Genomic DNA, 23,228 nt, shown 5'->3' with positions numbered 1-23,228 from the left:
CAACTAACGCTCCTGCTGGTGAGTGGGGCCGAGTGGGAAACTGCCGGTCGACTGGCTGTTGTTGGCCTGCCGCCCTTGCTGGATGCCCCGGCGGAGATTGGTCAACCGCCCACGTACATCGTCGGGGGCGCGTGACACCTGAGGACCGGACTGATGGTTCTGCTGCTGTGCGGTGCCCGGCACCAGGTTGGCGCGAGGCACTCGGCGCGGCAGTCCGGAGGTGGTGACTCCGCCTGCCGCGGGCTTCTTGACCCGCTCCGCCTGCCGTACGAGTTCGTCGTTCGGCGAGGGGCGCCAGGAACTTGTGGTGCCGCCCGGATCGCCTCCGTCGCGGCGCGGTGCCGCGGGAGCCTCCGGGCCGGTCGGCCGCTGGGGGAGGGACGAGGGCGCCTGCGGCTCGGCGGGCGGCTGCTGGCCGCCCTGCTGCGGGCCGTGGAACCAGTTCGTCTCCAGGGTGTCGTACAGCGGGGTACGACCGTCGCCGGGGCCGGCCGCCGGAGGCAGCGCCTCGGGCTGCGGCTGCGCAGGCAGGACCGGACGGTACTGCGCGTCACCGGCGGGCGTCCGCGGGGCACCGAAGTCCTCGTCCTCCGGGCCGCGCCGGCGCGGGGCCGGCAGGCCCTGGTCCTGCGCCCGCGCGGGCTGCGGCTGGCCGAAGTCGGGGCGGGCGAACTGCGCGGTGCTCGCCGGGTCCTGCGCGGACGGGTTCTGCGAGCCGTAGGGCTGGGGGGCCGGGGCCGAGAAGTCCGGGCGGGCGAACTCGGCGGTGGAGCCGGGGCCCTGCCGGTCGTCCATGGGCGCCCGCGGCGTGAGCGGCGGGTTCATCGGCCGCTGGAACTGGCCGGTGGACTCGGGGTCCTCGTGACCGCGCGGGGCGTCCAGCGGAGTGTGCCGCGGCGCGGACGGCTCCTCGGTGCCCCAGCTGGTGGTCTGCGGACGCTGCGGCTGCGGATTGCCGCCGGGCAGCTCGGCACGGGGGCCGCCGACCGGGGGCAGCTGACGGCCGGGGCCGTCCTGGCCGGCCGGGTTCTGCCGGGCCTGCTGCGGCTGGGACGGCTGCCACGGGGAGGGGCCGTTCTGGTCCTGGCCCTGGCGGTTCTGGTCCTGACGGTCCGAACCCTGGCGGTTCTGGCCGAACAGGTCGGGACGGCCCGAATCCGTACGGCCCGGTCCGTCGCCCTGGCCGCGGGCGCCGAGGCGGGCACCGTTGCCGAAGGCGCCGGCGAGGCCGCCGCCCTGACGCTGCGGCTCCGGGCGGGAGGTGTCCTGCGGCCCGGTGCCGGACAGCCCGGCGGACTGGAACCCGGCGTTCTGCCGGCCCTGCTGGTTCTGCCGGCCCTGCTGGTTCGGCTGGCCCGACTGGTGGCGGGGGCCGCCGTCGCGCGAGGGCAGCGCGGCACGCGGCGCGGAGCCCGCACCGACCTGACCGCGCGAGGCGCCGGGACCCGAGGCGAGACGGCCCGCCGGGCCCGAGGCGGGGCCGCCGAGGCCGGGACGGGAGGCGTTGCCCGCGCCCGCCGGGCCACCGCCGAGCAGACCGCCCGGGGCGCCGGACTGCTGTCCGGGAGCCTGCTTGGGAGCCGGCTGCTTGCCGCCGTGCGCGACATCGACGGGCAGCATGACCAGCGCGGTCGTGCCGCCGGAGTCGGAGGGCCGCAGCTGGATCCGGATGCCGTGACGCAGGGACAGCCGGCCGACCACGAACAGACCCATGCGGCGGGAGACCGAGACGTCCACGGTGGGCGGCGAGGCGAGCCGCTCGTTGATCGCGGCGAGGTCCTCGGGGGAGAGGCCGATGCCGGTGTCGTGGATCTCGACCAGCACCCGCCCGTCGGGCAGCGCGTGACCGGTGACCCGGACCTTGGTCTGGGGCGAGGAGAACGACGTGGCGTTCTCCAGCAGCTCGGCGAGCAGGTGCACGAGGTCGTTGACCACGCGGCCGGCCACCTCAGTGGCGGGCACCGCGGCCAGTTCGATGCGCTCGTACTGCTCCACCTCGGAGGCGGCGGCACGGAGCACGTCGACCAGCGGGACGGGGCGGGTCCACCGGCGGCCCGGCTCCTCGCCCGCGAGGACGAGGAGGTTCTCGCCGTTACGGCGCATACGGGTCGCGAGGTGGTCGAGCTTGAAGAGCGAGGAGAGCTGGTCCGGGTCGGCCTCGCGCGACTCCAGTTCGGAGATGAGCGAGAGCTGACGCTGGATGAGGCCCTGGCTGCGGCGCGAGAGGTTGGTGAACATCGCGTTGACGTTGCCCCGGAGCAGGGCCTGCTCGGCGGCGAGACGGACGGCCTCGCGGTGCACGTCGTCGAAGGCCGCGGCCACCTGGCCGATCTCGTCCCGGGAGTGCACACCGACGGACTCGACCGAGGTGTCCACGTCCTGCGGGTCGGCCTCGGAGAGCTGCTTGACGAGCTCGGGCAGCCGGTCCTGGGCGACGCGGGTGGCCGTGTCCTGCAGCCGCCGCAGCGAACGGATCATCGACCGGGCGACGACGAAGGCACCGACCAGCGAGACGCCGAGCACCAGCAGGATGAGCGCACCGCTGATGATCGCTTCGCGCTTCGACTCGTCGCGGAGCTCGCGGGCCTTGCCCTCCATGTCGCTGAGGAGGGTCTCCTCGATGGTCTTCATCGCCTGGATCTTGGTCGAGCTCTGGTCGTACCAGTCCAGGTAGGAACGCCGCGCGGTGCCGGACATGCCCGTGGGGCTCTCCAGCACCTTCCTGGCGTAGGCGTCGGCGGCCTTGATCTCGGGGTTGCCCTCGTCCAGCGTGGCGGTCAGCTCATCGGCGTTGTTGCCGGTCGCCTTGTACACGGCCTTGAAGGAGGTGAGCGCCGACCGCTCCTTGCGCAGCGCGCTCTTGCCGAACTGCTTGTCGTTCTCGTCGAGGTGCGGCTGCTTGTTGTTCCCGCCGGGCAGGGCCGCGGCGATGATCGCGCGCTGGACCGAGGCGTACTCCTTGGCGGAGGAGAAGGCCGCCAGCGCCCGGGTCCGCTTGATCATCTCCGAGTTGCTGGTCGCCTGCGCCATGTCCTGAGAGAGGCTCAGCAGCGAGGTGATCAGCTGGCTGTACTGGTCGACGGTCTGAAGACTCGGGCTGCCCTTGACGTACGCGGCCTTGCGGATGTCACGGATCCCGGAGAGCTGGCTCGCGATCTGGTTGACGCTGGCGAAGATGCCTTCGAGGGCCTCGTCGCCGGAGGGGTCGCCGATCGAGGTCGTCGCGTCGAGGAAGGCGGTCTTCGCCCGGTCGGTCTTCTTGCGGGGCTCGGTGACCTTGAAGTCGTCGGCCTTCACCCCGTTGGCCAGCGGACCGGCCGACTGGTCTCGCTCCTGCTGGAGCGCCTGGGCGAGCGACGTCGCCTGCTTCGTCATGTTCGTCAGCAGCTGCATGTGATCCAGCTGCTGGATGTCGTTCATGGACTCGTTGATCCGCAGACCACCCAGAGTGGTCGCGGCGACCACGGGAAGGGCGAGCAGGGAGACCAGACGGGTGCTGATGCGCCAGTTGCGAAGCGCGACTCGCGAGCCGGTGCTGACGGACCCCCGGGACTTGAGCGACGAGATCGGATCGACGTCACCGTTCGCCGCGGCACCGGGGCGCTGAGCACTGTCGCCGCTGTCGCCGGCCGCGGCAGGCCCGGGGTTCTGGGCGTGCTGGGCCGAGGAGCCGCGGTCGGTCCCGCCGTGCGGCTCCTGCTCCGCCGCAGCGCTGCCATCCCTCTTGAAACGTCCCTGCACTAGCGTCGCAACCTCTGGACCAGGCGTCCCCCCGCGCTGGGCGGTCGGACGGTGTCGGCGTCGTGGGGCGTTGTGCCCGCCCCATGGTGGTCGTGAGTGACCGGCGTCCTTCCCCTTTCCGCCGCCACTCGGCGCTCCGTTGCGCCCCCTGCGCGCCGGCTTGAAACCCGCGGCGGTGCGTGGAATTCCAGCACAGTGCCGGATCTCCAACAAGGGCCCCGTGCCGGGCTGTGACTTGGGTGACGCGTTGTGATGACTGAGTAACAAGCCGTGGAGCGTGATCATGGATAAAACGGATGAATACCGGCGAATCGACGAAGCGCAAGAGGTGTCCCAGTCGACATGATCAGGAGCGGAATAGCTGATTCAGTTACGTAATGTCCGTTTCTGTCGACATGATCGGCTGCCTGGAATGGGGGAATTGTCTGTCAGTTCGTGAGCAAACTCACATGATGATCGTCGTCTCTTCCGGGCTTCCGGAGGGAATCGGATGTTTAGCCTGACCCTTTACAGGGATGGCAAATCCGACAACCGGCGCCCCTCCGGGCGGCGCCCGTACCGACAGGGTCCGAACGGCAGATGAAGACGACGATGATGTTCCGCAACATTGCCAACCCCCGGCGCACCACGCTGGCGCACCTCGACGGTGCCGACGGGCCGCGGACGCCGGAGCAGCCGGAGCACGCCGTGGACCTGCCCACCCAGACGGCCAACCCCCGGCGCACCGTCCTCATGGTCGCCCCGGTCACCGCCGCCGCGGAGTAGCGCGGACGCCGTCCCCCTCGGAGCCTGTCGGGTGACCCGCGCCGCCCGGTAATCGGAGCGGTTCCCGACGGGCGACGCGTTAGCCTGGAGCGTCAGTCTTCAGCCAGCAAGTGAGGGGCGACAGCATCCCGTGCGCATCGCCAGGTTCTCCATCGACGGCAATGTCGCCTTCGGCGCCGTCGAGGGCGAGGGGCCCGATGGTCTCGTCCTCGACATCATCAAGGGCATCCCGTACGCCGAGTTCGAGCTCTCCGGCACCAAGGTCCCGCTGAGCAAGGTCCGCCTCCTGCCGCCCGTGCTCCCCAACAAGGTCGTGGCCATCGGCCGCAACTACGCGGAGCACGCCAAGGAGCTGGGCAACGAGGTACCGGACGTACCCGTCGCCTTCTTCAAGCCCACCACCTCGGTGATCGGCTCCGGCGACGCCATCGAGTACCCCTCCTTCTCCAACGAACTCCACCACGAGGCCGAACTGGCCGTGGTCATCGGCCGCATGTGCCGGGAAGTTCCGCGCGAGCGGGTCAAGGACGTCATCTTCGGCTACACCTGCGCCAATGACGTCACCGCCCGCGACGCCCAGAAGCGCGAGAAGCAGTGGGCCCGTGCCAAGGGCTTCGACACGTCCTGCCCGCTCGGCCCCTGGGTGGAGACCGACCTCGACCCCCACGACCTCACCATTCAGGCGACGGTCAACGGAGAGCAACGGCAACTCGGCCGTACGAGCGACATGATCCGCTCGATCGAGGATCTGGTCGTCCACATCACGGAAGCCATGACGCTGCTCCCGGGCGATGTGATCCTCACCGGCACTCCCGCAGGGGTCGGACCCCTCCATGTCGGCGACGAGGTCGCCGTCACCATCGAAGGCATCGGCACTCTCACCAACAAGGTGATCAAGCGTGGTTAACGCACCCGTCCGTGTACGTTTCTGTCCCTCCCCGACCGGCAACCCCCACGTGGGTCTGGTCCGCACCGCCCTGTTCAACTGGGCCTTCGCCCGGCACCACGGCGGCACCCTGGTCTTCCGCATCGAGGACACGGACGCGGCCCGCGACTCCGAGGACTCCTACAACCAGCTCCTGGAGTCCATGCGCTGGCTCGGCTTCGACTGGGACGAGGGTCCCGAGGTCGGCGGCCCGCACGCCCCGTACCGCCAGTCGCAGCGGATGGACATCTACAAGGACGTCGCCGACAAGCTCCTCGCGGGCGGTTACGCATACCACTGCTACTGCACCACCGAGGAGCTCGACGCCCGCCGCGACGCCGCCCGCGCCGCCGGCAAGCCGTCCGGCTACGACGGCCACTGCCGCGAGCTGAGCGCCGAGCAGATCGCCGCCTACGAGGCCGAGGGCCGCACCTCCATCGTCCGCTTCCGGATGCCCGACGAGGCGCTCACCTTCAACGACCTGGTCCGCGGCGAGCTGACCTTCCAGCCGGAGAACGTGCCGGACTACGGCATCGTCCGCGCCAACGGTGCCCCGCTCTACACGCTGGTCAACCCGGTCGACGACGCGCTGATGGAGATCACCCACGTCCTGCGCGGCGAGGACCTGCTCTCCTCCACCCCGCGCCAGCTCGCCCTGTACAAGGCGCTCATCGAGCTGGGCATCGCCAAGGACACCCCGGCCTTCGGCCACCTGCCGTACGTCATGGGCGAGGGCAACAAGAAGCTCTCCAAGCGCGACCCGCAGGCCTCGCTCAACCTCTACCGCGAGCGCGGCTTCCTGCCCGAGGGACTGCTCAACTACCTCTCCCTGCTGGGCTGGTCCATCGCCGAGGACCGCGACATCTTCTCCATCGACGAGATGGTGGCCGCGTTCGACATCGGGGACGTCAACGCCAACCCGGCGCGCTTCGACCTGAAGAAGTGCGAGCACATCAACGCCGAGCACATCCGCAAGATGGACGTGAAGGCGTTCACCGAGGCCTGTGGCCCCTGGCTGAAGGCCCCGTTCGCCCCGTGGACCCCGGAGTCCTTCGACGCGGAGAAGTTCGCGGAGATCGCCCCGCACGCCCAGACCCGCGTCACGGTCCTCTCGGACATCACGGCCAACGTCGACTTCCTCTTCCTCGACGAGCCGGCGACGGACGAGGCGTCCTGGAACAAGGCGATGAAGGAGGGCTCCGACGCCCTCCTGACCACGGCCCGCGCCAAGCTGGCCGACGCCGAGTGGAACGCCGACGCGTTGAAGAACGCCATCCTCACCGCGGGCGAGGAGCACGGCCTGAAGCTCGGCAAGGCCCAGGCCCCGGTCCGCGTGGCGGTCACCGGCCGCACCATCGGCCTGCCGCTCTTCGAGTCCCTGGAGATCCTGGGCCGCGAGAAGACCCTGGCCCGGGTGGACGCGGCCCTGGCCAAGCTGGCCGCGTAACACCCGCACGACGCCCGAGGGGGCGGCCACCGGTTCATCCGGCGGCCGCCCCTCCGCCGTTTCTGCCGGACGTCAACTCCGTGGCAGAGCCGGGGCCATGGCGTCCGTCAGGCCGCACCAAGGTTCCTGCGCTCCCCGGGGGCCCAGGCCACGATCAAGGCCGCGACCGCGACCGACCGCGAGTGAAGTGATCCCGGCCGCCGGGACCCGGGGGTACCGCCCGACGCCCTCCCGTGCCCGGCACGTGACCGCTAGCCTGGCCGCATGGTCATCCGAGCCGTGCTCTGGGACATCGACGACACGATCTTCGACTACACCCACGCCGACCGCTTCGGCATGCGCAAGCACCTCGAACAGGAGGGCCTGCCCGACGGATACGAGAACGTCGAGCAGGCCCTCGTCGCGTGGCGGGAGCTGACCGACGTGCACTGGGCGAGGTTCGCCGCAGGGGAGACGGACTTCCAGGGGCAGCGCCGGGACCGGGTGCGGGAGTTCCTCGCGCGGGCGCTGGACGATGCCGAGGCCGACGACTGGTTCGCTCGCCACGTGACTCACTACGAGGCCGCCTGGTCGCTCTTCCCGGACGTGCTGCCGGCCCTGGACCTGCTCGCGGACGGTTTCCGGCACGCGGTGCTGTCGAACTCCAGCATCCAGAACCAGGACCGGAAGCTGCGCAGGCTCGGTGTGCGGGACCGGTTCGAGGCCGTGGTGTGTGCAGTGGAGCTCGGCATCTCCAAGCCCGAGGCCGGGGCCTTCCACGCCGCCTGCGAGGCGCTGGCGCTGGATCCGGGGGAGGTCGCGTACGTGGGGGACGAGCCCGACATCGACGCCCGTGGGGCGGTCGCCGCCGGGTTGATGGGGATCTGGCTGGACCGGCGCGGACGCGGTGGACGGCCCGAGCTGGTCCGTATCAGCGGGCTCGATCAGCTGCCTGATCTGCTGACGGGCAATACCCGTTTTGGAGCGCCGGACACCTTCGGGTAATGTTCTTCCTGCGCCGCCCGAGCGGGACGGAAGATCCGAACGGGAAGCGCAGCCGGAGCAAAAACCCCGCAAGGGGTTGCGTTCCATTGGGCTATGGTGTAATTGGCAACACTACGGTTTCTGGTACCGTCATTCTAGGTTCGAGTCCTGGTAGCCCAGCGCAGAAATGCAAAAGTAGTAACAAGCCCCCGTTGTGTAGCGGCCTAGCACGCTGCCCTCTCACGGCAGTAGCGCCGGTTCGAATCCGGTCGGGGGTACAGATCCTTCCCGCGAGATCATCTGGGTCGCACCCACGCTCTCGATGCAGGATCGCTAGGGCCCCCGTTGTGTAGCGGCCTAGCACGCTGCCCTCTCACGGCAGTAGCGCCGGTTCGAATCCGGTCGGGGGTACTTGTAACACCATGGGCTATGGTGTAATTGGCAACACTACGGTTTCTGGTACCGTCATTCTAGGTTCGAGTCCTGGTAGCCCAGCGCAGAAATGCAACAAGCAGTATCAAGCCCCCGTTGTGTAGCGGCCTAGCACGCTGCCCTCTCACGGCAGTAGCGCCGGTTCGAATCCGGTCGGGGGTACAACAGCAGGAAAGACAAAGGCCTTTCACTTCGGTGGAGGGCCTTTGTCGTTGCCTTGAGGCTTCGTGAGGTCCGCGCGAACCCGTGCGGAGTTCGTCAGAGACCGTAGCGCCGGGCCGACTCCTCCTCCTGGGCCATCCGTCGCAGGGACATCAGCAGCGGCTCGTAGAGCACGGCCGACGCGACCGCCATCTCCACCTGTTCCGACTCCGTGGGGTGCGTCTCCATCATGTCCAGGTCCTGGACGGCGACTTGGTGCATCAGGCGGGCCTGCTCGGCGAGGTAATCGACGTCACAGGGGTAGCCGAGGCGGATCAGTGTCGCCACCGACGACACCAGCGAGCGGTGCGCGGGGGAGAGGGAGCCGATCTCCTGCGACGTCGCCCAGCCGATCCGGTCCAGCAGCCGCTCGACGGCCTCGCGGGCGACCGCTGTTTCCGGTGCCTCCTCGTCCGGGTCCGGGCCGTGCGGGAGCGACCACAGTGCGGCGCCCAGCCGGATCGTCCGGCCCAGGGACTCGTCGTCGATGTGGGAGAGGACCTCGCGCGCCGTGGCCACGGGAAGGCGGCCCACCTGGATCAGGGCCCGCACCAGGCGCAGCCGGCGCAGATGGCTCGCGTCGTACTCGGCCTGTGTCGCGGTGACCCGGTGGCCGGGGTGCAGCAGCCCCTCGCGCAGGTAGTACTTGATCGTCGCGGTCTTCACACCGCTCTGCTCGCTCAGTTCCGAGAGTCGCATGTTCCGTGCCTTCCCTTGCGCCACCTCTTGGGCAGTGCCACTATCCAACCATTGGATAGTGGCACTCTCCAAAAGGGAAGGGGCAGTCATGTTCGCGAAGCCGATACCGGGACGGACCACCGCCGCGGCCGAGGGGGAGGTGGTCGTACTGCTCATCGGGATGCGCATCAACCACTTCTGGGGCGTGCACCATTGGCTGCCCGTGCTGCTGGCGATGCCTCGCATGCTGCGGGAGTTGGGCAAGGACAAGGGGCGCGGCCTGCTGGGGTACACGCTGTTGAGCGGCTCGCCGCGGACGTACTACGTCGTCCAGTACTGGGAGTCGAGGGAGAAGCTCTACGCGTACGCGAGCGCTCCCGACATGTTCCACCGCAAGGCCTGGGCGATCATGAACCGCAAGGAGAAGAAGTCTCGGCAGCACGTGGGGCTGTGGCACGAGGCGTACATGGTGCCCGAGGGCGGCTACGAATCGATCTACGCCGACATGCCGGCCTACGGACTGGCCGGGGCGACCGGGGTGCTGCCGCTGGAGGCGCGCGGTCGTCGGGGGGCGGACCGGCTGGCACACCGTTCGTCCGCGAAGTGAGGCGCTGGAAGGAGGCCGCCACGACGCTGGGGCGGCCGGGGGGATGTGCCGGGTGCGTCAGCCGTTGCGGCGCAGGGCCTCACTGAGCCGTGCCGCCGAGTCGATGACCGCCTGGGCGTGCATCCGGCCCGGGTGCCTGGTCAGCCGCTCGATCGGTCCGGAGACCGAGACGGCGGCGACCACCCGGTTCGACGGGCCGCGCACCGGTGCCGAGACCGAGGCCACCCCCGGCTCGCGCTCACCGATCGACTGGGCCCAGCCCCTGCGCCGTACGCCGGAGAGCGCCGTCGCCGTGAAACGGGCGCCCTGGAGGCCGCGGTGCAGGCGCTCCGGCTCCTCCCAGGCCATCAGGATCTGGGCCGATGAGCCGGCCTTCATGGTGAGCGTGGAGCCGACCGGCACGGTGTCCCGCAGGCCGGACAGCCGCTCCGCCGCCGCCACGCAGATCCGCATGTCGCCCTGCCGGCGATAGAGCTGCGCGCTCTCGCCGGTGATGTCCCGGAGGTGGGTGAGCACCGGTCCCGCCGTGGCCAGCAGGCGGTCCTCGCCCGCCGCCGCGGCGAGCTCCGCCAGCCGGGGGCCGAGAATGAAACGGCCCTGCATGTCCCTCGCCACCAGACGGTGGTGTTCCAGTGCCACGGCCAGTCGATGGGCCGTGGGTCGTGCGAGCCCGGTCGCCGCGACCAGCCCGGCGAGGGTGGCCGGACCGGACTCCAGGGCGCTCAATACCAGAGCCGCCTTGTCGAGAACGCCGACGCCGCTAGAGTTGTCCATACGACGATACTCCCGTCTCACTCTGTGAAACGCAAGTTCAATATTCGGCGGAAGTTGCGAACCTGTACTGGCGGCCACACAACGGCCCGTAGCCACCGCCCCGCACGGGGGTCCGGACGGCGGCGCACCGAATCTCTAGTTGGGCCGGCGAAGACGCCGGCCGGAGGGAAAGCGATGGGTAGGACACTCGCGGAGAAGGTCTGGGACGACCATGTCGTCCGGCGCGCCGAAGGTGAGCCCGACCTCCTCTTCATCGATCTGCACCTGCTGCACGAGGTGACCAGCCCCCAGGCCTTCGACGGCCTCCGGCAGGCCGGACGCCGGGTGCGGCGCCTCGATCTCACCATCGCCACCGAGGATCACAACACCCCGACCCTCGACATCGACAAGCCGATCGCCGACCCGGTCTCCCGCGCCCAGTTGGAGACCCTGCGCAAGAACTGCGCGGAGTTCGGCGTACGGCTGCACCCCCTGGGCGACGTCGAGCAGGGCGTCGTGCACGTGGTCGGCCCGCAGCTGGGCCTGACCCAGCCCGGCACCACGGTCGTCTGCGGCGACTCCCACACCTCCACGCACGGTGCATTCGGCGCGCTGGCGTTCGGCATCGGCACCAGCCAGGTCGAGCACGTCCTGGCCACCCAGACGCTGCCGCTGGCCCGCCCGAAGACCATGGCCATCACCATCGACGGCGAACTGCCCGACGGTGTCACTGCCAAGGACCTGATCCTCGCGATCATCGCCCGGATCGGCACCGGCGGCGGCCAGGGCTACATCCTGGAGTACCGCGGCTCCGCCATCGAGAAGCTCTCGATGGAAGCCCGGATGACCATCTGCAACATGTCGATCGAGGCCGGCGCCCGGGCAGGCATGATCGCCCCGGACGAGACCACCTTCGAGTACCTGAAGGGCCGCGACCACGCCCCGCAGGGCGAGGACTGGGACGCCGCCGTCGCGTACTGGAAGACGCTGCGCACCGACGACGACGCGGTCTTCGACGCCGAGGTCGTCATCGACGCGGCCGAACTGGCCCCGTTCGTCACCTGGGGCACCAACCCCGGCCAGGGCGCGCCCCTGTCGGCCAACGTCCCCGACCCCGCTTCGTACGAGGACGCCTCGGAGCGCAACGCCGCCGAAAAGGCCCTGGAGTACATGGGGTTGACCGCCGGGCAGCCGCTGCGCGAGATCAACGTGGACACCGTCTTCGTAGGCTCCTGCACCAACGGCCGGATCGAGGACCTGCGCAACGCGGCCGCGATCCTGGACGGCCGCAAAGTCGCCGACGGGGTACGGATGCTGGTCGTCCCGGGCTCCGTCCGGGTCGCCCTGCAGGCCGTCGAGGAGGGCTTGGACAAGGTCTTCACCGCCGCGGGCGCCGAATGGCGGCACGCCGGCTGCTCGATGTGCCTCGGTATGAACCCCGACCAGCTGGCCCCCGGCGAGCGCTCCGCCTCCACCTCGAACCGCAACTTCGAGGGCCGGCAGGGCAAGGGCGGCCGTACGCACCTGGTCTCCCCGCAGGTCGCCGCCGCCACCGCCGTGCTGGGCCACCTGGCCTCGCCCGCCGACCTGTCCGACGTCCGTACGCCCGCCGGAGTCTGAGAATCATGGAAGCTTTCACCACACACACCGGCCGGGCCGTCCCGCTGCGCCGGAGCAACGTCGACACCGACCAGATCATTCCCGCCCACTGGCTGAAGAAGGTCACCCGGGACGGCTTCGAGGACGGGCTCTTCGAGGCCTGGCGCAAGGACGAGAACTTCGTCCTCAACCGCCCGGAGCGCAAGGGCGCCACGGTCCTGGTGGCCGGCCCCGACTTCGGCACCGGATCGTCCCGCGAGCACGCCGTGTGGGCGCTGCAGAACTACGGCTTCAAGGCCGTCATCTCCTCCCGGTTCGCCGACATCTTCCGCGGCAACTCGCTGAAGAACGGGCTGTTGACCGTCGTGCTCGACCAGAAGGTGGTCGACGCGCTCTGGGAGCTGACCGAGACCGACCCCACGGCCGAGATCACCGTCGACCTGGAGGCCCGCCAGGTCCGGGCCGAAGGCATCACCGCCGACTTCGAGCTCGACGAGAACTCCCGTTGGCGACTGCTCAACGGGCTGGACGACATCAGCCTCACCCTTCAGAACGAAGCGGACATCGCGACTTATGAGGCGGCAAGGCCGGCCTTCAAGCCGCGTACAATTAACGCCTGAGCAGCGCGTTTACAGGACTGCGCCCCCCACCATCTGGTAGGGGGCGCAGTCGCTTGTTGAGACCCCGTCGGGCGACAACTCGCCCCAGATGGCACAATCGGTGCATGGAACGCGACAGCCAACTCAAGCTTTACGGCCAAGTCGCCGACCGATTGAAGGAAGCGCACACAAGAGTGCGCGCACTGCAAGTCCCGGAGGGCGTAAGGATGGCGCTGTCCCGGAAGCTGTTGGTCATCACGGCCGCGGCTAAGCACGATCTCCCGGATGCGGCAAGGCGTCTGGACCGGTTGATGAAGGACCTCGATGAGGGCCGATTCCCCGAAGGTGACTGACTCTGCGGAACTGCGCAGCGGTCGACTTCGTTGCGGCACTAGGGTGATTAGCCCGTTTCGTGTTTGATTTGCGGTATATATCTGCCTAACGTGCGAAAACGCTTGAACACTTTCGTTCTGGCAATGTCTCCGAAGGGGAAGACGTGAACAAGGCGCAGCTCGTAGAAGCGATTGCCGACAAGGTCGGAGGCCGCCAGCAGGCCGCCGACGCCGTCGACGCGGTACTCGACGCGATCGTCCGTGCGGTTGTCGCGGGGGACCGTGTCTCGGTCACCGGCTTCGGCTCGTTCGAGAAGGTCGACCGCCCGGCCCGCTACGCCCGCAACCCGCAGACGGGTGAGCGCGTGCGGGTCAAGAAGACCTCGGTTCCCCGTTTCCGTGCGGGACAGGGCTTCAAGGACCTGGTGAGCGGCTCGAAGAAGCTCCCCAAGGGCGGCGAAGTGTCCGTGAAGAAGGCGCCCAAGGGCAGCCTCTCGGGCGGTCCTTCCACCCGGACGACGACCAAGGCCGCAGCCAAGAAGGCCGCCGCCAAGAAGGCCACGGCGAAGAAGACCGCCGTCAAGAAGACCACGGCGGCGAAGACCGCGGCGGCCAAGAAGACCACGGCGAAGAAGACCACCGCGGCGGCCAAGAAGACCACGGCGGCCGCGAAGAAGACCACCGCCGCGGCGGCGAAGAAGACGACGGCGGCCAAGAAGGCCACCGCCAGCAAGACCGCGCCCGCGAAGAAGGCCACGGCGAAGAAGGCGCCCGCGAAGAAGACCACGGCGCGCAAGACCACGGCGAAGAAGGCCACTGCACGGAAGAAGTGAGACCGAGCAGCGTAGGCTACTCACACGCGCCGGGCCGGGCTCCCCTCGGGGAGCCCGGCCCGCGGGCTTTCATGGGGGCGGTGCGCCGGGTGCCTGCCGTGTGCCGGAGCTGTGCGTCCGGCGGCTCAGAAGGTCTGGAGGGTCACCAGGGTGATCCGCAGCTCCGCACCCTCGCCGCTGCCCTCGATCCGTACCCGCTGGCCCGGACGCAGCAGCCGCAGACCGCCCGCGTCGAAGGCCCGGGCGTCGAATTCCACCGGGGTGCCGTCGTCGAGCAGCACACTGCCGGTGCGGGTCTCGGGGTCGTAGGTGTACGAGGTCGCCTGCATGGACGGCAGCCTATCGGTCCGGCGAGGAGGCCGTCGCGGGCTCGGCGCCGGGGGCTCCGGCGGCCCAGTGCCCCGCCGTGTGCGTGCCGACGCCCAGGGTGAGTGCCGCCCGCAGATCGTCGCCGGTGTCCACGTCCTGGCGCACCGAATCGATGCCGGCCAGATCGATTTCCACCGCACCGGACTCCAGGTGCCGGGCCCGGGAAGGGCCGCCGAACGCCGGGCGCAATTCCACCCCAGGTGAGGCCGACAGAAATGTTGTCCCGATTCCTGCCGCATCGGTCACAAATGCGCGAGGGAATTCGGCGGAATAATCGAGTACCCGGGCCAATTCTCCCGGGCGCAGCGCGGGCAGATCCGCGTTGAGCGCGGCGACCGCGGCCCGGGGCCGCCCGGCCCGTACCGCCCGCTCGCCATGCGCCAGCGCGGCGTTGAGCCCGCGGTCGGGCTCGTCGGGGACGATCCGCGCCCCGATCGCCGTGAGAGCCGCCGAGGCCTCCGGGTCGTCCGTGACTACCACCACATCCAGTACCGCCGGGCAGGACAGGGCGGCGGCCACGGTGTCCCGGGCGAAGGCCAGGGCCAGCAGGGGGCGCAGCTCGGCCCCCGTCGCGGGCGTCAGCCTGCTCTTGGCCCGCGCCAGGGGCTTCAACGGGACGACCAGGGACCAAGGACCGGCCGGGTCGGTGTTCGTGGCGATCTCCCCCTCGGTGCGCATCGCCGCCTATTCTCGCCTGCCTGTGCGAGAACCTGGAGGGTCGGTCCCGAAAGCGGGGCGTACGGTGTTCTCGACAGAGCAGGGGCCGGGGGCGAGACTTGACCGTCGGTGACCAGGCAGAGTTCAGGTCCTTAGAGGAAGGTGTCCGAGTGTCCCGCCGCAGAATCGGCTTCTGGTACCGCCTGGCGGCGGTGATCGCAAAACCGCCGCTGGTGGTTCTGTTCAAGCGTGACTGGCGGGGGATGGAACACATTCCGGCCGACGGTGGATTTATCACCGCGGTCAATCACAACTCCTATCTGGACCCGCTTTCCTACGGTCACTTCCAGTACAACACCGGACGCGTGCCGCGGCTTCTCGCCAAGGCGGGCCTGTTCAAGACTCCCTTTGTCGGAATGATGCTGCGCGGCACCGGGCAGATCCCGGTCTACCGCGAGACGACCAATGCGCTGGACGCCTTCCGGGCGGCCGTCGAAGCCATCGAGCGCGGTGAATGCGTCGCCTTCTACCCCGAGGGCACGCTCACCCGCGACCCCGGCATGTGGCCGATGGCCGGCAAGACCGGCGCCGCCCGGGTCGCGTTGATGACCAAGGCCCCGGTCATCCCCGTCGCCCAGTGGGGCGCCAACTTCGCGATGCCGCCGTACGCCAAGGAGAACAAGCTCCGGCTGTTCCCCCGCAAGACCCTTCAGGTGCAGGCCGGACCGCCCGTGGACCTCTCCAGGTTCTACGGCCTGGAGCCGACGCCCGACGTCCTGCGCGAGGCGACCGAGGCCATCATGGCCGCGGTGACCGCGCAGCTGGAGATCGTGCGGGGCGAGAAGGCCCCCACACAGCTCTACGACCACCGTAAGGCCCGTGCGGAGCAGCGGCGCAAGGCAGAAGGAAAGGGACCCAAGTGACGCACCCCGCAAAGGCGGCCGTCTTCGGAACCGGCTCATGGGGTACGGCCTTCGGCATGGTCCTCGCCGACGCCGGCTGCGAGGTCACCCTCTGGGGCCGTCGCGCCGAGATCGCCGAGGCCGTCAACACGACCCGTACCAACCCGGACTACCTGCCGGGAATTGAGCTCCCCGAATCGGTCCGGGCCACCACCGACGCCGTCGAGGCGCTGGACGGCGCCGACTTCGCCGTGCTCGTGGTGCCCTCGCAGACGCTCCGCGCCAACCTCGCCGAATGGACTCCCCACCTCGGTTCCGACACCGTCCTCGTCTCGATGATGAAGGGCGTCGAACTCGGCACCGCGAAGCGGATGAGCGAGGTCATCGAGGACGTCACCAGGGTCTCCGCGGACCGGGTCGCCGTCATCACCGGCCCCAACCTGGCCAAGGAGATCGCCGAACGCCGCCCCGCGGCGGCCGTCGTCGCCTGTCAGGACGAGTCCGTGGCCCAGCGCCTGCAGACCGCCTGCCACACCTCGTACTTCCGCCCGTACACCAACACCGACGTGGTCGGCTGCGAGCTCGGCGGCGCGGTGAAGAACGTCATCGGCCTGGCGGTCGGCATCGCCGACGGCATGGGGCTCGGCGACAACGCCAAGGGTTCGCTGATCACCCGGGGCCTCGCCGAGACGACCCGCCTCGGCCTGGCCATGGGCGCCGACCCGCTGACCTTCTCCGGACTCGCGGGCCTGGGCGACCTGGTGGCGACCTGCTCCTCGCCGCTCTCGCGCAACCACACCTTCGGCACCAACCTCGGCCGCGGCATGACGCTCCAGGAGACCATCGCCGTCACCAAGCAGACCGCCGAGGGTGTCAAGTCCTGTGAATCGGTGCTCGATCTGGCCCGCCGGCACAACGTCGACATGCCCATCACCGAGACGGTCGTCGGGATCGTCCACGAGGGCAAGCCGCCGATGGTCGCGCTGGGCGAGCTGATGTCGCGCAGCGCGAAGCCCGAGCGGCGCTGAGACCGGCCGGGGCGGGCGGACAGGTGAACCTCCCGGTCACCGCTCCGGCGGCCCCGGCCGCGCTGACGCCAGTGGTACCAGCAGGTACGCTCAACGCGATATGAGCAGCGAGAACCTCCCCCAGAGCCCGGAGCAGCAGCTCCGCAAGCCGCGCGTGGCCGTCGTGTTCGGCGGCCGCAGCTCCGAACACGGCATCTCGGTCGTCACGGCCGGCGCCGTCCTGAACGCCATCGACCGGACCAAGTACGACGTCCTGCCGATCGGCATCACGACGGACGGCCGCTGGGCGCTCACCGCCGACGAACCCGAACGCATGGCCATCACGGACCGGAAGATGCCGGAAGTGGCCCAGCTGGCCGAGTCCACCGAGGGCGCCGTGGTGCTCTCCGTCGACCCCGGCAGCCGCGAAGTGGTGTACAGCGAGCCCGGCTCGGTCCCCAAGGCGCTCGGCGAGGTCGACGTCGTCTTCCCGGTGCTGCACGGCCCGTACGGCGAGGACGGCACCCTTCAGGGGCTCCTGGAGCTCTCCGGCGTGCCCTACGTCGGCGCGGGCGTGCTCGCCTCGGCGGTCGGCCAGGACAAGGAGTACATGAAGCGGGTCTTCATCTCCTTCGGGCTGCCGGTCGGCCCGTACCTCGTGGTCCGTCCCCGCGAGTGGGACAACGACCCCTCCGGCGCCCGCAAGCGCATCGTGGAATTCGCCGGCGACCACGGCTGGCCGCTCTTCATCAAGCCCGCAAGGGCCGGATCGTCCATCGGCATCACCAAGGTCGACGACCTCTCCGGCCTCGACGAGGCGATCGAGGAGGCCCGCCGCCACGACCCCAAGTTCCTGGTCGAGTCGCTGCTGCGGGGCCGCGAGATCGAGTGCGGGGTGCTGGAGTTCGAGGACGGTCCGCGCGCCAGCGTGCCCGCCGAGATCCCGCCGGTGACCTCGCACGACTTCTACGACTTCGAGGCCAAGTACATCGACTCGGCCTCCGGGATCGTGCCCGCCCCGCTCACCGAGGAGCAGACGGCCGAGGTGCAGCGGCTCGCGGTCGAGGCCTTCGAGGCCACGTCCTGCGAGGGGCTGGTCCGTGCCGACTTCTTCCTCACCGAGGACGGCACCTTCGTGATCAACGAGATCAACACCCTGCCGGGCTTCACCCCGATCTCCATGTACCCGCGGATGTGGCAGGAGAGCGGTGTCAGCTACCAGGAGCTGGTGGACCGGCTGATCCAGGCCGCGTTGAGCCGCCCGACCGGCCTGCGCTGAGCCGGTTCCCGTGCCGCAAGGGCGTGCGCTCCCGCCCGGGAGCACACGCCCTACAGCCCGGGAACCGTCTTGCGGACGGCGGGGCCGAACGCGGCCAGCGGACTCGCGTCATGGGCGTACGCCGCCGACAGGGTCACCTCGACGTACGCCTTGCGATAGGTCGTCGTGAAACGCGGACCGGCGTCCTCGGACTGCTCCAGCAGCCAGTTGACGCCGTTCGCCTCGGTCCCCTTCGCCATCGGGTCGTCCATCTTCGCGGGCCGGGGGACACCGCAGCGCAGTACGATCTCCCCGTCCCCCCACTCGGCGGTCAGCTCGGACTTCGGCCCGGCGTCCCCGCGGTCGAGTCCGGCAACGGTCTTCGGCAGCTCCTCGTGCAGCGCACGGCAGTAGGCCGCCGCTTGTGGGGACGGGGTGGGAACCGTGATCGGCACCGCGGCGTCCGTTGTGGAGCAGCCCGCCGCGGCCAGCAGCAGCGCGGCGACGGACGGGCCGAGGAACACGGGGTGGCAAAGCCGGCGCGATGAGGTCACCGGCTCAGCGTAGACGGGGGCTACAGATGGACGACCGGGCAGGTCAGGGTTCGGGTGATGCCTTCCACTTGCTGGACCTTGGCGACCACCATGCGGCCGAGTTCATCGACCGTGTCGGCCTGGGCGCGCACGATCACGTCGTAGGGGCCGGTGACGTCCTCTGCCTGGATCACTCCCGGAACTCTGGCGATGGTCTCGGCGACGGTCGACGCCTTGCCCACCTCGGTCTGAATAAGGATGTACGCCTGTACCACGGAACCTCCAGGGCGGCCACGAGGATCATGTGGGGGAGAAAGGGACGCCACGGTATCGCGTTGCCGCGTGCCGCGGGGAGACCTGCGGACCGTTGACGCCCACAGCGTGGCATACACAAGACACAAGTTGACGTATCTCTTGACAGTACCGACAGCAGTGACGGCCCGCGACCGCAAGCGCAGCGGTCCGGAAGGGGGACGGGCATGGCGTTGACCAGCGGTGCGGACCGTTCCCCGGGGCGGCGGCCGGTCCAAGGCACGGACCCCCGGCCGCCGAAGCAGCCCGGACGACCGTCCGGCGCGATAGATGAGAGGTGAGACTCGGTGAAGGGAACCGTGGGCGAGTTGGGGGAGTTCGGGCTCATCAGGGAGCTCACTTCCCGGCTCACCACCACTCCGGCAGTACGGCTCGGCCCCGGCGACGACGCCGCGGTCGTGACCGCTCCCGACCGCAGGGTCGTGGCCAGTACGGACATCCTGTTGGAAGGACGGCACTTCCGCCGTGACTGGTCGACGGCGTACGACGTCGGCCGCAAGGCCGCCGCCCAGAACCTCGCCGACATCGCCGCCATGGGCGCGGTGCCCACCGCGCTGCTGCTCGGCCTGGTCGTCCCCGCCGAACTCCCAGTCACCTGGGCCGGCGAGCTGATGGACGGCATCCGCGACGAGTGCCAGGTCGCGGGCGCGGCCGTGGTCGGCGGCGACGTGGTGCGCGGCGAGACGATCACCGTCTCGATCACAGCGCTGGGCGATCTGCGCAACCATGAGCCGGTCACCCGCTCCGGCGCCCAGCCCGGCGACGTCGTCGCCGTCACCGGCTGGCTCGGCTGGTCCGCCGCCGGGTACGCGGTGCTCTCCCGCGGCTTCCGTTCGCCGCGCGCCTTCGTGGAGGCCCACCGGCGCCCCGAACCGCCGTACCACGCGGGCCCCGCGGCCGCCGGACTCGGCGCCACCGCGATGACGGACGTGAGCGACGGGCTCGTCGCCGACCTCGGGCACATCGCCGAGGCCAGCAAGGTCCGCATCGATCTGCGCTCGGGGCTCATCGACATCCCCTCGCAGATGTCCGACATCGGGCAGGCCGTCGGCGTCGACCCGCTCCAGTGGGTGCTGACCGGCGGCGAGGACCACGCGATCGTCGCCACCTTCCCGCCGGACGTGAAGCTGCCCGCCCGCTGGAAGGTGATCGGCGAGGTCCTCAACCCCTCCGCGCTGCCGCAGGTGACGGTCGACGGGGCGCCGTGGACCAGCAAGAGCGGCTGGGACCACTTCGGGGACATCGAGGACGCCCAGGGCCTGTCCGGCGGATCAGGGTCGGACAGGCCGCAGTAGATTTCGGCGTATGCCCATATCTGCTGCTGTACCCGCCCGTGTCCTCACCGTCGCCGGATCCGACTCCGGCGGCGGTGCGGGCATCCAGGCCGACCTGAAGACGATGCTGGCGCACGGTGTGCACGGGATGAGCGTGCTGACCGCCGTCACCGCCCAGAACTCGCTGGGGGTGCAGGGCGCCTGGGAACTGCCCGCCGAGGCGGTGCGCGCCCAGTACCGCAGTGTCGTCGACGACATCGGGGTGCAGGCGGTCAAGACCGGAATGCTGTCGTCGGCCGTCCTCGTGGAGACCGTGGCCGGACTCCTCGCCGCCACCGGCGCCCCGGCCGTCGTCGATCCGGTCGGCGTCTCCAAGCACGGCGATCCGCTGCTGGCCGCCGAGGCGCTCGATTCCGTGCGGACGAAACTGCTGCCGGTCGCCACGGTCGCCACCCCGAACCTGGACGAGGTGGCCCAGCTCACCGGCATCCATGTGGAAGACGAGGCCGGGTTGCGGCGGGCCGCCGCCGCGCTGCTGGAGTTCGGACCGCGCTGGGTCGTCGTCAAGGGCGGTCATCTGCCGGGGGAGCCCGTCGACCTGCTGACGGACGGCGCCGAGGAGCACTGGCTGCGCGCCCCCAGGCACGACAACCGCCACACCCACGGCACCGGCTGCACCCTCGCCTCGGCCATCGCCTGCGGGCTGGCCCTGGGACAGGACGTGCCCACGGCGGTACGGCACGCGAAGGCGTACGTCACCGGGGCGATCATGGCGGGCTTCCCGCTGGGCTCCGGGATCGGCCCGGTCGACCACGGCTGGCGGACGCGCACCGGCTGAGGGCGCCCGGCGCACGGCACGAAAAGGCCGGGGGCGCAGCAAAAAGCCGGTCCACCGAGGTGGACCGGCTTTTTGGGCAACCGGAAGGCTGCGCTACGACGGGAACGTCAGCGCGCGACCTTGCCGGCCTTGATGCACGAGGTGCAGACGTTGAGCCGCTTCGGCGTCCGACCGACCACGGCACGCACGCGCTGGATGTTGGGATTCCAGCGACGGGACGTACGGCGGTGCGAGTGCGAAATGTTGTTGCCGAAGCCCGGCCCCTTGCCGCAGACGTCGCAGTTGGCAGCCACGGGTCACTCCAAAGACTTCAGATGCACTTACAGTGAAATCCGGCGCGCCGGAATCATTTGACTGAAGTGGCGGTACCGGAGGGATGGCCCGACTCTCATCGGGCAACCGAAGCAGCATACAACGGCTGCGTCGGTAGAACGAAACTACCATGGGTTTCACCGCCCCCCTCCCGCCCCCTGTCCCCGCCGGAACCGGTGCGCGGGGTACTACTCTGCGATGCAGCCGGCCGCCCACGGCCGAATCCGAGGAGGACCGACAGGTGCCGCAGACCGCCGACGACATGGACGCCGTCGCGGTGCGTACCTGGTGCTCACTGGCGCTGGAGGCGCTGGGCCGGGAGCGCGAGGCGATCGACGCGATCAACGTGTATCCCGTCGCCGACGGGGACACCGGGACGAACCTCTATCTCACCGTGGAATCCGCGACCCAGGCCGTCGAAGCGGTCTTCGCCGCCCACGAGACCGGCGGGACCGCGCCCGCCACGGCCGACGCGGTACGGGCCATGGCGCACGGCGCCCTGATCGGCGCCCGAGGGAACTCCGGCACGATCCTGGCCCAGTTGCTGCGCGGGATGGCGGGGGTACTGGCCGACGGCCATGACGCGGACCGGCTGCGCCGGGCGCTCGCCGTCGCCGCCGCGGCGGCCCGGCAGGCCGTGGCCCACCCCGTCGAGGGCACCGTGCTCACCGTGGCCACCGCGGCTGCCGAGGCCGCCGCCCGCACCGAGGACGGCGCCGGGACCACACAGGTCGCACGGGCGGCGTACGAAGGGGCGCGCACGGCCCTGGAGGCGACCCCCGGACAGCTCGCCGTCCTAGGCCGGGCGGGCGTCGTGGACGCCGGCGGACGGGGCCTGGTGACGGTGCTCGGGGCGCTCGTCGAAGCGGTCTGCGGGCAGGCGCCCGAGCACCGTCGGACGGCGATGCCGATCCTTCCCGTGCCGGACGACTGCGCGGAGGCCGACGCGGAGGGCGGACCGGCCTTCGAGGTCATCTACCTGCTGGAGGCCACGGACGACGCGGTGGACCGGCTGCGGACCCGGCTCGACCGGCTCGGCGACTCGCTCGTGGTGGTGGGCGGCGACGGACTGTGGAACGTCCATGTGCACGTCGACGACGCGGGCGCCGCCGTGGAGGCCGGGGTCGAGGCCGGGCGGCCGTACCGGATCCGGATCACCCACTTCGGCGCGGACCGGGTGCACCCCCACGCCGAGCCCGTGCAGCGCGCGGTCGTCGTACTGGTCCCCGGCGACGGGCTCCGCGACCTGTGCAAGGAGGCAGGGGCCGCCACGGTGCTGGCCCGCCCCGGCGAGCCGCCCGCCAGCGGCGAACTGGTCGACGCGATCCTCCGGGCGCACGCCCGAGAGGTGGTCCTGCTGCCCAACGACGCGGAGCTGCGCCACACCGCCGCGGCCGCCGCCGAACAGGCCCGCGCCCAGGGCGTCCGGGTCGCCCTGATCCCGACCAGGGCCGCCGTCCAGGGCATCGCGGCCCTCGCCGTCCACGAACCCGACCGCAGCTTCGACGAGGACGTGGTGGCGATGACCGCCGCCGCCGGCGCCACCCGCTACGCCGAACTCGCCGTAGCCGAACGGCAGTCCTGGACCATGGCGGGCATCTGCCAGGCCGGCGACGTGCTGGGCCTGATCGACGGCGACGTCGCGGTCATCGGCGGGGACGTACCGCGGACCGCCCGCGACGTGCTGGACCGGATGCTGGCGGCGGGCGGCGAACTGGTCACCCTGGTCCTCGGCGAGGACGTCCCCGACAGCCTCGCGGACGCGCTGGAGGAGCACGTGCGCGAGGGCTATCTGGCGGTGGACACGGTGGTGTACCGGGGCGGCCGCCAGAGCGCTCCGCTGCTCATCGGGGTGGAGTAGCGGGGTCGGCCCGAAGGCTGCCGGGGGCCG

The 23,228-nt window shown here is 70.3% G+C and carries 23 protein-coding genes and 5 tRNA genes; 20 read left to right on the top strand and 8 right to left on the bottom strand.

Annotated elements, in window-relative coordinates:
- Positions 1–3: 3 nt before the first annotated feature.
- Complete coding sequence (locus ACFYY7_RS35860; protein ID WP_388667951.1) at positions 4–3,741, bottom strand: nitrate- and nitrite sensing domain-containing protein; 3,738 nt, start codon at positions 3,739–3,741, stop codon at positions 4–6.
- Between the two features lie 579 nt (positions 3,742–4,320).
- Here ACFYY7_RS35860 and ACFYY7_RS35855 point away from each other — a divergent pair.
- The 9 genes from ACFYY7_RS35855 (at position 4,321) to ACFYY7_RS35815 (ending at position 8,435) form a co-directional block, all read left to right on the top strand.
- Complete coding sequence (locus ACFYY7_RS35855; protein ID WP_351254763.1) at positions 4,321–4,506, top strand: hypothetical protein; 186 nt, start codon at positions 4,321–4,323, stop codon at positions 4,504–4,506.
- Between the two features lie 130 nt (positions 4,507–4,636).
- On the top strand, positions 4,637–5,413 hold the full coding sequence (locus ACFYY7_RS35850; protein ID WP_124716171.1) for a fumarylacetoacetate hydrolase family protein: 777 nt from the start codon (positions 4,637–4,639) through the stop codon (positions 5,411–5,413).
- On the top strand, positions 5,406–6,878 hold the full coding sequence (gene gltX / locus ACFYY7_RS35845) for a glutamate--tRNA ligase (protein WP_388667950.1): 1,473 nt from the start codon (positions 5,406–5,408) through the stop codon (positions 6,876–6,878). The genes ACFYY7_RS35850 and gltX overlap by 8 nt, the downstream gene beginning before the upstream one ends.
- Positions 6,879–7,142: 264 nt before the next feature.
- Positions 7,143–7,862, top strand: a complete 720-nt coding sequence (locus tag ACFYY7_RS35840) for an HAD family hydrolase (RefSeq protein WP_388667949.1) — start codon at positions 7,143–7,145, stop codon at positions 7,860–7,862.
- Between the two features lie 87 nt (positions 7,863–7,949).
- Positions 7,950–8,021, top strand: a tRNA-Gln gene (locus ACFYY7_RS35835).
- Positions 8,022–8,046: 25 nt separating this feature from the next.
- Positions 8,047–8,119 (top strand) — tRNA-Glu (locus ACFYY7_RS35830).
- A gap of 60 nt (positions 8,120–8,179) precedes the next feature.
- Positions 8,180–8,252: transfer RNA gene (locus ACFYY7_RS35825), tRNA-Glu, on the top strand.
- 12 nt (positions 8,253–8,264) lie between these two features.
- Positions 8,265–8,336: transfer RNA gene (locus ACFYY7_RS35820), tRNA-Gln, on the top strand.
- A gap of 26 nt (positions 8,337–8,362) precedes the next feature.
- Positions 8,363–8,435 (top strand) — tRNA-Glu (locus tag ACFYY7_RS35815).
- Between the two features lie 96 nt (positions 8,436–8,531).
- Here ACFYY7_RS35815 and ACFYY7_RS35810 read toward each other — a convergent pair.
- Positions 8,532–9,173: a MerR family transcriptional regulator gene (locus tag ACFYY7_RS35810; RefSeq protein WP_376416518.1), complete on the bottom strand. Its 642-nt coding sequence runs from the start codon at positions 9,171–9,173 to the stop codon at positions 8,532–8,534.
- A gap of 88 nt (positions 9,174–9,261) precedes the next feature.
- On the opposite strand from ACFYY7_RS35810, the gene ACFYY7_RS35805 reads away from it, so the two are divergent.
- Positions 9,262–9,759 (top strand): DUF4188 domain-containing protein, encoded by a 498-nt coding sequence (locus ACFYY7_RS35805; RefSeq protein ID WP_266729465.1) that lies wholly within the window; start codon positions 9,262–9,264, stop codon positions 9,757–9,759.
- Positions 9,760–9,816: 57 nt separating this feature from the next.
- Here ACFYY7_RS35805 and ndgR read toward each other — a convergent pair whose 3' ends face one another.
- Positions 9,817–10,533: an IclR family transcriptional regulator NdgR gene (ndgR, locus tag ACFYY7_RS35800; protein WP_376685104.1), complete on the bottom strand. Its 717-nt coding sequence runs from the start codon at positions 10,531–10,533 to the stop codon at positions 9,817–9,819.
- Between the two features lie 174 nt (positions 10,534–10,707).
- Here ndgR and leuC point away from each other — a divergent pair, with 174 nt between their 5' ends.
- From leuC to ACFYY7_RS35780, 4 genes are all read left to right on the top strand, one after another.
- On the top strand, positions 10,708–12,132 hold the full coding sequence (gene leuC / locus ACFYY7_RS35795; protein WP_376627164.1) for a 3-isopropylmalate dehydratase large subunit: 1,425 nt from the start codon (positions 10,708–10,710) through the stop codon (positions 12,130–12,132).
- 5 nt (positions 12,133–12,137) lie between these two features.
- Complete coding sequence (leuD, locus tag ACFYY7_RS35790) at positions 12,138–12,731, top strand: 3-isopropylmalate dehydratase small subunit (RefSeq protein WP_388667948.1); 594 nt, start codon at positions 12,138–12,140, stop codon at positions 12,729–12,731.
- 104 nt (positions 12,732–12,835) lie between these two features.
- Complete coding sequence (locus tag ACFYY7_RS35785) at positions 12,836–13,063, top strand: hypothetical protein (protein ID WP_072487271.1); 228 nt, start codon at positions 12,836–12,838, stop codon at positions 13,061–13,063.
- Between the two features lie 143 nt (positions 13,064–13,206).
- Positions 13,207–13,875 (top strand): HU family DNA-binding protein, encoded by a 669-nt coding sequence (locus ACFYY7_RS35780; protein ID WP_356086592.1) that lies wholly within the window; start codon positions 13,207–13,209, stop codon positions 13,873–13,875.
- 125 nt (positions 13,876–14,000) lie between these two features.
- Here the strand turns inward: ACFYY7_RS35780 and ACFYY7_RS35775 are convergent, their stop codons facing one another.
- Together ACFYY7_RS35775 and cofC are read right to left on the bottom strand one after the other, a co-directional pair.
- The gene (locus tag ACFYY7_RS35775; RefSeq protein WP_266729460.1) at positions 14,001–14,204 is read right to left on the bottom strand and encodes a hypothetical protein; all 204 of its coding nucleotides are present in this window, start codon (positions 14,202–14,204) and stop codon (positions 14,001–14,003) included.
- A gap of 10 nt (positions 14,205–14,214) precedes the next feature.
- Positions 14,215–14,922, bottom strand: coding sequence for a 2-phospho-L-lactate guanylyltransferase (gene cofC, locus ACFYY7_RS35770; RefSeq protein ID WP_388667947.1), 708 nt, complete (start codon positions 14,920–14,922; stop codon positions 14,215–14,217).
- 149 nt (positions 14,923–15,071) lie between these two features.
- Between cofC and ACFYY7_RS35765 the strand changes: the two genes are divergently transcribed.
- From ACFYY7_RS35765 to ACFYY7_RS35755, 3 genes are all read left to right on the top strand, one after another.
- A complete protein-coding gene (locus ACFYY7_RS35765; RefSeq protein WP_388667946.1) occupies positions 15,072–15,824 on the top strand; it encodes a lysophospholipid acyltransferase family protein in 753 nt (250 codons plus the stop codon).
- Positions 15,821–16,831 carry an NAD(P)H-dependent glycerol-3-phosphate dehydrogenase gene (locus tag ACFYY7_RS35760; RefSeq protein ID WP_388667945.1) on the top strand — a complete coding sequence of 337 codons (1,011 nt, stop codon included), beginning with the start codon at positions 15,821–15,823 and terminating at the stop codon, positions 16,829–16,831. The genes ACFYY7_RS35765 and ACFYY7_RS35760 overlap by 4 nt, the downstream gene beginning before the upstream one ends.
- 100 nt (positions 16,832–16,931) lie before the next feature.
- On the top strand, positions 16,932–18,089 hold the full coding sequence (locus tag ACFYY7_RS35755; protein ID WP_356086599.1) for a D-alanine--D-alanine ligase family protein: 1,158 nt from the start codon (positions 16,932–16,934) through the stop codon (positions 18,087–18,089).
- Between the two features lie 50 nt (positions 18,090–18,139).
- Here ACFYY7_RS35755 and ACFYY7_RS35750 read toward each other — a convergent pair whose 3' ends face one another.
- Positions 18,140–18,622, bottom strand: coding sequence for a DUF3515 domain-containing protein (locus ACFYY7_RS35750; protein ID WP_388667944.1), 483 nt, complete (start codon positions 18,620–18,622; stop codon positions 18,140–18,142).
- A gap of 20 nt (positions 18,623–18,642) precedes the next feature.
- Entirely contained in the window at positions 18,643–18,876 is a 234-nt protein-coding gene (locus ACFYY7_RS35745) for an Lrp/AsnC family transcriptional regulator (protein ID WP_072487263.1), read from the bottom strand.
- Positions 18,877–19,200: 324 nt separating this feature from the next.
- Between ACFYY7_RS35745 and ACFYY7_RS35740 the strand changes: the two genes are divergently transcribed.
- Positions 19,201–20,208 (top strand): thiamine-phosphate kinase, encoded by a 1,008-nt coding sequence (locus ACFYY7_RS35740; RefSeq protein ID WP_388667943.1) that lies wholly within the window; start codon positions 19,201–19,203, stop codon positions 20,206–20,208.
- Between the two features lie 10 nt (positions 20,209–20,218).
- The gene (gene thiD, locus ACFYY7_RS35735; protein ID WP_388667942.1) at positions 20,219–21,025 is read left to right on the top strand and encodes a bifunctional hydroxymethylpyrimidine kinase/phosphomethylpyrimidine kinase; all 807 of its coding nucleotides are present in this window, start codon (positions 20,219–20,221) and stop codon (positions 21,023–21,025) included.
- 107 nt (positions 21,026–21,132) lie between these two features.
- Here the strand turns inward: thiD and rpmB are convergent, their stop codons facing one another.
- Positions 21,133–21,318: a 50S ribosomal protein L28 gene (gene rpmB, locus ACFYY7_RS35730; RefSeq protein ID WP_030928661.1), complete on the bottom strand. Its 186-nt coding sequence runs from the start codon at positions 21,316–21,318 to the stop codon at positions 21,133–21,135.
- Positions 21,319–21,578: 260 nt separating this feature from the next.
- On the opposite strand from rpmB, the gene ACFYY7_RS35725 reads away from it, so the two are divergent.
- The gene (locus ACFYY7_RS35725) at positions 21,579–23,198 is read left to right on the top strand and encodes a DAK2 domain-containing protein (RefSeq protein ID WP_388667941.1); all 1,620 of its coding nucleotides are present in this window, start codon (positions 21,579–21,581) and stop codon (positions 23,196–23,198) included.
- Positions 23,199–23,228: the final 30 nt, after the last annotated feature.

The organism is Streptomyces sp. NPDC001933 (assembly GCF_042890955.1).
Taxonomy (GTDB): Bacteria; Actinomycetota; Actinomycetes; order Streptomycetales; family Streptomycetaceae; genus Streptomyces.
The sequence above is the reverse complement of the archived record's forward strand: the minus strand, read 5'-3'. Positions and strand labels throughout refer to the sequence as shown.

Coding starts and splice junctions, on each gene's coding strand:
- cofC (WP_388667947.1), bottom strand. CDS start 14,922: ATGCGCACCGAGGGGGAGATCGCCACGAACACCGACCCGGCCGGTCCT.
- ACFYY7_RS35855 (WP_351254763.1), top strand. CDS start 4,321: ATGAAGACGACGATGATGTTCCGCAACATTGCCAACCCCCGGCGCACC.
- ndgR (WP_376685104.1), bottom strand. CDS start 10,533: ATGGACAACTCTAGCGGCGTCGGCGTTCTCGACAAGGCGGCTCTGGTA.
- thiD (WP_388667942.1), top strand. CDS start 20,219: ATGCCCATATCTGCTGCTGTACCCGCCCGTGTCCTCACCGTCGCCGGA.
- ACFYY7_RS35755 (WP_356086599.1), top strand. CDS start 16,932: ATGAGCAGCGAGAACCTCCCCCAGAGCCCGGAGCAGCAGCTCCGCAAG.
- ACFYY7_RS35840 (WP_388667949.1), top strand. CDS start 7,143: ATGGTCATCCGAGCCGTGCTCTGGGACATCGACGACACGATCTTCGAC.
- ACFYY7_RS35775 (WP_266729460.1), bottom strand. CDS start 14,204: ATGCAGGCGACCTCGTACACCTACGACCCCGAGACCCGCACCGGCAGT.
- ACFYY7_RS35785 (WP_072487271.1), top strand. CDS start 12,836: ATGGAACGCGACAGCCAACTCAAGCTTTACGGCCAAGTCGCCGACCGA.
- leuD (WP_388667948.1), top strand. CDS start 12,138: ATGGAAGCTTTCACCACACACACCGGCCGGGCCGTCCCGCTGCGCCGG.
- leuC (WP_376627164.1), top strand. CDS start 10,708: ATGGGTAGGACACTCGCGGAGAAGGTCTGGGACGACCATGTCGTCCGG.
- ACFYY7_RS35810 (WP_376416518.1), bottom strand. CDS start 9,173: ATGCGACTCTCGGAACTGAGCGAGCAGAGCGGTGTGAAGACCGCGACG.
- ACFYY7_RS35805 (WP_266729465.1), top strand. CDS start 9,262: ATGTTCGCGAAGCCGATACCGGGACGGACCACCGCCGCGGCCGAGGGG.